This window comes from Streptomyces niphimycinicus, from assembly GCF_018883605.1.
Taxonomy (GTDB): Bacteria; Actinomycetota; Actinomycetes; order Streptomycetales; family Streptomycetaceae; genus Streptomyces; species Streptomyces niphimycinicus.
The window spans coordinates 1-6217 of sequence record NZ_JAHLEM010000605.1; the positions used below are offsets into that span (position 1 = coordinate 1).

General features: G+C 69.9%; 6 protein-coding genes. 2 read left to right on the plus strand and 4 right to left on the minus strand.

Annotated features, from left to right (window positions below; translation table 11 throughout):
* Positions 1-80: 80 nt before the first annotated feature.
* Complete coding sequence (locus tag KN815_RS37495; protein WP_216346305.1) at positions 81-1238, minus strand: rod shape-determining protein; 1158 nt, start codon at positions 1236-1238, stop codon at positions 81-83.
* Between the two features lie 89 nt (positions 1239-1327).
* Here KN815_RS37495 and KN815_RS37500 point away from each other — a divergent pair, with 89 nt between their 5' ends.
* The gene (locus tag KN815_RS37500; protein WP_216346306.1) at positions 1328-1771 is read left to right on the plus strand and encodes a hypothetical protein; all 444 of its coding nucleotides are present in this window, start codon (positions 1328-1330) and stop codon (positions 1769-1771) included.
* 210 nt (positions 1772-1981) lie between these two features.
* Positions 1982-2680: a hypothetical protein gene (locus tag KN815_RS37505; RefSeq protein WP_216346307.1), complete on the plus strand. Its 699-nt coding sequence runs from the start codon at positions 1982-1984 to the stop codon at positions 2678-2680.
* A gap of 93 nt (positions 2681-2773) precedes the next feature.
* Here KN815_RS37505 and KN815_RS37510 read toward each other — a convergent pair whose 3' ends face one another.
* The 3 genes from KN815_RS37510 to KN815_RS37520 all read right to left on the minus strand — a co-directional run bounded on the left by KN815_RS37510 (position 2774) and on the right by KN815_RS37520 (position 6198).
* Positions 2774-3901 (minus strand): GuaB3 family IMP dehydrogenase-related protein, encoded by a 1128-nt coding sequence (locus tag KN815_RS37510; RefSeq protein ID WP_014054236.1) that lies wholly within the window; start codon positions 3899-3901, stop codon positions 2774-2776.
* Between the two features lie 84 nt (positions 3902-3985).
* Positions 3986-5488 carry an IMP dehydrogenase gene (gene guaB / locus KN815_RS37515; RefSeq protein WP_216346308.1) on the minus strand — a complete coding sequence of 501 codons (1503 nt, stop codon included), beginning with the start codon at positions 5486-5488 and terminating at the stop codon, positions 3986-3988.
* 158 nt (positions 5489-5646) lie between these two features.
* Complete coding sequence (locus KN815_RS37520; protein WP_253209475.1) at positions 5647-6198, minus strand: sigma-70 family RNA polymerase sigma factor; 552 nt, start codon at positions 6196-6198, stop codon at positions 5647-5649.
* Between the last annotated feature and the right edge of the window lie 19 nt (positions 6199-6217).

Here is a 6217-nt window from a genome sequence, read left to right on the forward strand (position 1 = left end):
CCCGCGCGGCGCGGCCCGGGGCATCACACCCGCGCGGCGCGGCCCGGGGCATCACACCCGCACGAGGTGGCCCCGAAGCGTCACACCCGCACCGTGTCCGGCCTGCGGGGCCGGGCGTCCATCGCGGTGCGCAGTGAGGCGAAGTCCTCCACACAGCGGCCGGTGCCGATGGCGACACAGTCCAGCGGGTCGTCGGCCACCAGCACCGGGATGTTCAGCTCGCGCCCCAGCCGTACGTCCAGACCGCGCAGCAGGGCACCGCCGCCGGTCAGCACGATGCCGCGGTCCATGATGTCGCCCGCCAGCTCGGGCGGGGTCTCGTCGAGCGTGGACCGCACCGCCGCGACGATGCTGTCCACCGGCTCGGTCAGGGCGTGCCGCACCTCGTCCGCGGTCAGTTCGAGCACCTTGGGCAGCCCGGTCGCCTGGTCGCGGCCGCGGATCGTGCAGCGGTCCGGCGGCCGCAGCGCCTGGGTGTCCTCGGGGTCCTCGCTCTGGCCCGGGATGAACACCTCGACATTCCGCTCGGGCCGCCGGACGGCCTCCGACACCCGGGGCACGGACAGCGGCCCGGCGGGCGAGGCGGACCCGATGGAGACCTTGATCTCCTCGGCGGTCCGCTCACCGATCGCCAGCGCGTACTGCTTCTTCACATAGGAGGTGATCGCCACGTCCATGGAGTCGCCCGCGGTGCGCACCGACCGCGCGGTGACGATGCCGCCCAGCGAGACCACGGCGACCTCCGTCGTACCGCCGCCGATGTCGACGACCATGCAGCCGGTCGGCTCGCTCACCGGCAGCCCGGCCCCGATCGCCGCCGCGATGGGCTCCTCGACCAGATGCACCTGACGCGCCCCGGCCCGGGTGGCGGCCTCCATCACGGCGCGCCGCTCGACGCCCGTGATCCCGGAGGGCACGCAGACGACCACGCGGGGACGGGCGAGCCGACGGCTGCCCATCACCTTCTTGATGAAGTACCGCAGCATGCGCTCGGCGATCTCGAAATCGGCGATCACGCCATCGCGCAGCGGTCGCACGGCGACGATGTTCGTCGGCGTCCGCCCCATGGTCTCCTTGGCCGCCGAACCCACCGACAGCACACTGCCGTCGGCTGTGTTCACTGCCACAACCGACGGCTCATTGAGCACGATGCCCCTGCCCCGTACGTACACCAGTGTGTTGGCGGTGCCGAGGTCGATACCCATGTCACGCCCATTGAACGACTTGTTCTGCGCCATAAGTTGACATTATTGCTTATGCCGGATTCTGTCCCGGCACTGATGTCATTCGCACCACCGTACGGCTATGCCACTGCTACCTTGCGGTCATGATCGCGTCCGCAACGTCCGCAGCCCCGGCCCCACGACCGGCCCGCGGTCTCGCGGCGGGCAGCGCGGCGGCACTGCTCGGGGCGCTGGTCTTCGGCTTCATCCAGGGGAAAATCGGCCACCGCGGCCAGGAGGTCGGCTACTGGGCGCTGTGCATCGGGCTGTTGACCGGCGCCGCGCTGGGCAAGCTGGGCGGCCGCGCGCCGCTGCTGGCGCTCATCGGGATACCGCTCGCGGTGGCCGGTGTTTCACTGGCGCAACTGCTCGGCGTCGCGGTGCTGATGGGGGACGAGAGCTCCTGGCCCACCACGGACGCCCTGATCGGGCACTTCGGCCTGGTCATGGACCACTGGCGCGATGACATCCTGGGGCGCAACGACATCACCTTCTACGCCGTGGCCGGAGCGGAGAGTTACCTCGTCGCGAAGCGGATCGCCGAGTAGCGGACGACGAAATCGGCATATGCCGGGCCAACGTGTCTCCGTCCGGTCCCAGCCATGTCACGGACGCCAGACGCGACTTGTCTGATTGTCATGCCTGCCTGTTACTTTTATGGCTGGAAAGTTTCCATCCGCGTTCCCGGCCCGCCGCCGCTCATCAGTTCGGCTGTCCCCGGAACGCGGTCTCAACACCTTCATCCACGGGGGAATTCCATGAGCCAGAACTGGCAGCAGCCCGGCGGCCACCCACAGCAGCCGGGCGGTTACCCGCAGCAGCCGGGCGGTTACCCACAGCAGCCCGCCCCGCCCCAGCAGGCCGGTGGCTACGGCACCCCGCAGCCGGGCTACGGCTACCCGCAGGGGCAGCCCCAGCAGCCGCAGCAGCCCCAGCCGCAGTACGGCGGCGGTTTCCCGCCGCCCGCGCCGCCGGTCGGCCGCCCGGGCAACCCGATGCTGGCGGTGGGTGCCGCCATCGTGGCCACTCTCGTCGGCGCGTTCCTCTACGCGTTCCTGCTGAGCTCGATGGCGGACACGGACAAGACCCCGCCGGAGGTCACGCAGTTCGCGTACGCCGGTGTGGTCGTCGGTGCGCTCATCGGTCTGGCGATCGCCAAGCTGGGCGGCCGCAACACGGGGCTGTGGGTGGTCGGCGCGGTGCTGGCCCTGGCCGCGGTGTTCCTCGGTGAGCTCTACGGCTACGCGATGATCCTGCACGATGTGATGAGCAACTACGCCGACAAGATCGGCGGCGGCGCCAGCAGCCAGGTGCTCTCCTCGAACGAGATCTTCTTCGACCACTTCAGCGACCTGTGGAAGTCGTGGAAGGAAGACTCGGACGCGCTGACCTACATCTTCATGGCGCTCGCGCCGGTCGCCGCGGTCGGCACCGCCTACCGGATCAGCAACCGCTGAGCCCTGACAACACAGCAAGGGGAAGGCCCCGACCGCCTCGCGGTCGGGGCCTTCCCCTTGCTGAATCTTGCTGAACCGGCTGATGAAGAACGCTCAGCTCTTGTCACGGGCCGACGGGGCGACCGTGACCTCGACCCGCTGGAACTCCTTCAGCTCCGAGTAGCCCGTCGTGGCCATGGCCCGGCGCAGCGCCCCGAAGAAGTTCATCGAACCGTCGGGGATGGAGGAGGGGCCGAGGAGGATCTCCTCGGTGGAGCCCACCGTGCCCAGGTTCATCCGCTTGCCGCGCGGCACCTCGTCGTGCACGGCCTCCATGCCCCAGTGGTGACCGCGGCCCGGTGCGTCCGTGGCCCGCGCCAGCGGGGAGCCCATCATCACCGCGTCCGCGCCGCAGGCGACGGCCTTCGGCAGATCGCCGCTCCAGCCGACGCCGCCATCGGCGATCACATGCACATAGCGGCCGCCGGACTCGTCCATGTAATCCCGGCGGGCGGCGGCGACATCGGCGACCGCCGTCGCCATCGGCACCTGGATGCCCAGCACATTGCGGGTGGTGTGGGCGGCACCGCCGCCGAAGCCCACCAGCACACCGGCGGCGCCGGTACGCATCAGATGCAGCGCGGCCGTGTAGGTGGCGCAGCCGCCCACGATCACCGGGACGTCCAGCTCATAGATGAACTGCTTGAGGTTGAGCGGCTCGGCGGCGCCGGAGACATGCTCGGCGGAGACCGTGGTGCCACGGATCACGAAGATGTCGACGCCCGCGTCCACCACGGCCTTGGAGAACTGCGCCGTGCGCTGCGGGGACAGGGCGGCGGCGGTCACCACGCCCGCGTCCCGCACCTCCTTGAGGCGCTGGCCGATCAGCTCCTCCTTGATCGGCTCGGCGTAGATCTCCTGCATCCGGGTGGTCGCGGTGCGCTCGTCCAGCTCGGCGATCTCCGCGAGCAGCGGCTCCGGGTCCTCGTAACGGGTCCAGAGCCCTTCCAGGTTCAGCACCCCGAGGCCGCCGAGCTCACCGATGCGGATCGCGGTGCGGGGCGAGACCACCGAGTCCATCGGCGCGGCCAGGAACGGCAGCTCGAAGCGGTAGGCATCGATCTGCCAGGCGATCGAGACCTCCTTGGGGTCCCGGGTGCGACGACTCGGCACAACGGCGATGTCGTCGAACGCGTACGCCCTGCGGCCGCGCTTGCCGCGCCCGATCTCGATCTCAGTCACGTGGGTGCCTTTCCCTGTTCACGAACAGCCGTCCCAGTATCCCTGCCCGGGCACGCGCAGGGCCGCCCGGGTGAACGGCGCGGGTCAACGGCCGGAGTAGTTCGGCGCCTCGGTGGTCATCTGGATGTCATGCGGGTGGCTCTCCTTGAGACCCGCCGAGGTGATCCGCACAAAGCGGCCCTTCTCCTTCAGCTCCGCCACATTGGCCGAGCCGACATAGCCCATCGACGCCCGCAGACCGCCCACCAACTGGTGGGCGACCGAGGCCAGCGGACCGCGGTAGGGCACCTGGCCCTCGATGCCCTCGGGGACCAGCTTGTCCTCGGAGAGCACATTGTCCTGGAAGTAGCGGTCCTTGGAGTACGAGCGGGCCTGGCCGCGCGTCTGCATCGCGCCCAGCGAACCCATGCCCCGGTAGGACTTGAACTGCTTGCCGCTGATGAAGACCATCTCGCCCGGCGACTCCTCGCAGCCGGCCAGCAGGCTGCCCAGCATCACCGTGTCCGCACCTGCGGCGATCGCCTTGGCGATATCGCCCGAGTACTGAAGACCGCCGTCGCCGATCAGCGGCACCCCGGCCGCGTGGCAGGCCCGCGCCGCTTCGTAGATCGCCGTCACCTGCGGCACGCCGATGCCCGCGACCACGCGCGTGGTGCAGATGGAGCCCGGGCCGACGCCGACCTTCACCCCGTCCACCCCCGCGTCGATCAGCGCCTGGGCGCCGTCCCGGGTGGCGACATTGCCGCCCACCACATCGACCGGGATATTGGACTTGACCTTGGCGATCATGTCGAGGATGCCCCGGCTGTGGCCGTGCGCGCTGTCCACGACCAGGAAGTCGGCACCGGCCTCGACCAGCGCCTGCGCCCGCTCGTACGCCTCGTCGCCGACGCCGACGGCGGCACCGACGACCAGCCGGCCGCCCGCGTCCTTCGCCGCGTGGGGATACTTCTCGGCCTTCACGAAGTCCTTGACCGTGATCAGGCCCTTGAGCACGCCCGCGTCATCGACCAGCGGCAGCTTCTCGATCTTGTGGCGGCGCAGCAACTGCATCGCGTCCTCGCCGGAGATCCCCACCTTGCCGGTGACCAGCGGCATCGGGGTCATGACCTCGCGGACCTGACGGCCCCGGTCGACCTCGAAGGCCATGTCACGGTTGGTGACGATGCCGAGCAGCTTGCCCGCCGCGTCCGTGACCGGCACACCGCTGATGCGGAACTTCGCGCACAGCGCGTCCGCCTCATGCAGCGTGGCGTCCGGCCGGACCGTGATCGGGTCGGTGACCATGCCGGACTCGGAGCGCTTGACCAGGTCGACCTGGTTGGCCTGGTCCTCGATGGACAGATTGCGGTGGAGCACGCCCACCCCGCCCTGCCGGGCCATGGCGATGGCCATCCGGGACTCGGTGACCTTGTCCATGGCGGCGGACAGCAGGGGCACATTCACCCGGACATTCCGAGAGACCCTGGACGAGGTGTCGACCGCGTTCGGCAGCACCTCGGAGGCGCCCGGCAGCAGCAGCACGTCGTCGTACGTCAGCCCGAGCATGGCGAACTTCTCAGGCACTCCGTCGACGTTGTCAGTCATGACACCCTTCCAGATGGTCTTGCCCCAGCGCGGACTCCCATGCTAACGGGCTCCCCGAGTGCCTCATTCCGGCCTGTGGACAACTTCTCAGTGAGCCGCTGAATACGGAAGGCACAACGGGACAACGAGCGCCACCGGGGACCGGCAGCCCTCCGGTTTCACTGCTCGGCGAGCGCGCGCAGCCTGCTCAGGGCCCGGTGCTGGGCGACCCGCACCGCTCCGGGCGACATGCCGAGCATCTGCCCGGTCTCCTCCGCCGTCAGCCCGACCGCGACCCGCAGCAGCACCAGCTCGCGCTGGTTCTCCGGAAGGTTGGCCAGGAGCTTCTTGGCCCATTCCGCGTCGCTGCTGAGCAGCGCCCGCTCCTCGGGACCCAGTGAATCGTCCGGCTGCTCCGGCATCTCGTCCGAGGGGACGGCCGTGGAGCCCGGGTGGCGCATGGCGGCCCGCTGGAGATCGGCGACCTTATGGGAGGCGATGGCCACGACGAACGCCTCGAAGGGCTTTCCGGTGTCGCGGTAGCGCGGCAGCGCGCACAGCACCGCGAGACAGACCTCCTGCGCCAGGTCGTCCACGAAGTGGCGGGCATCACCCGGAAGTCGGGACAGCCTCGTGCGGCAATACCGCAGGGCCAGCGGATGAACCAGGGCCAGCAGGTCATGAGTGGCCTGCTCGTCCCCTTCGACGGCGCGCCCGACGAGGGCGCCGATCGGCCCCGTGCCCCCGGGA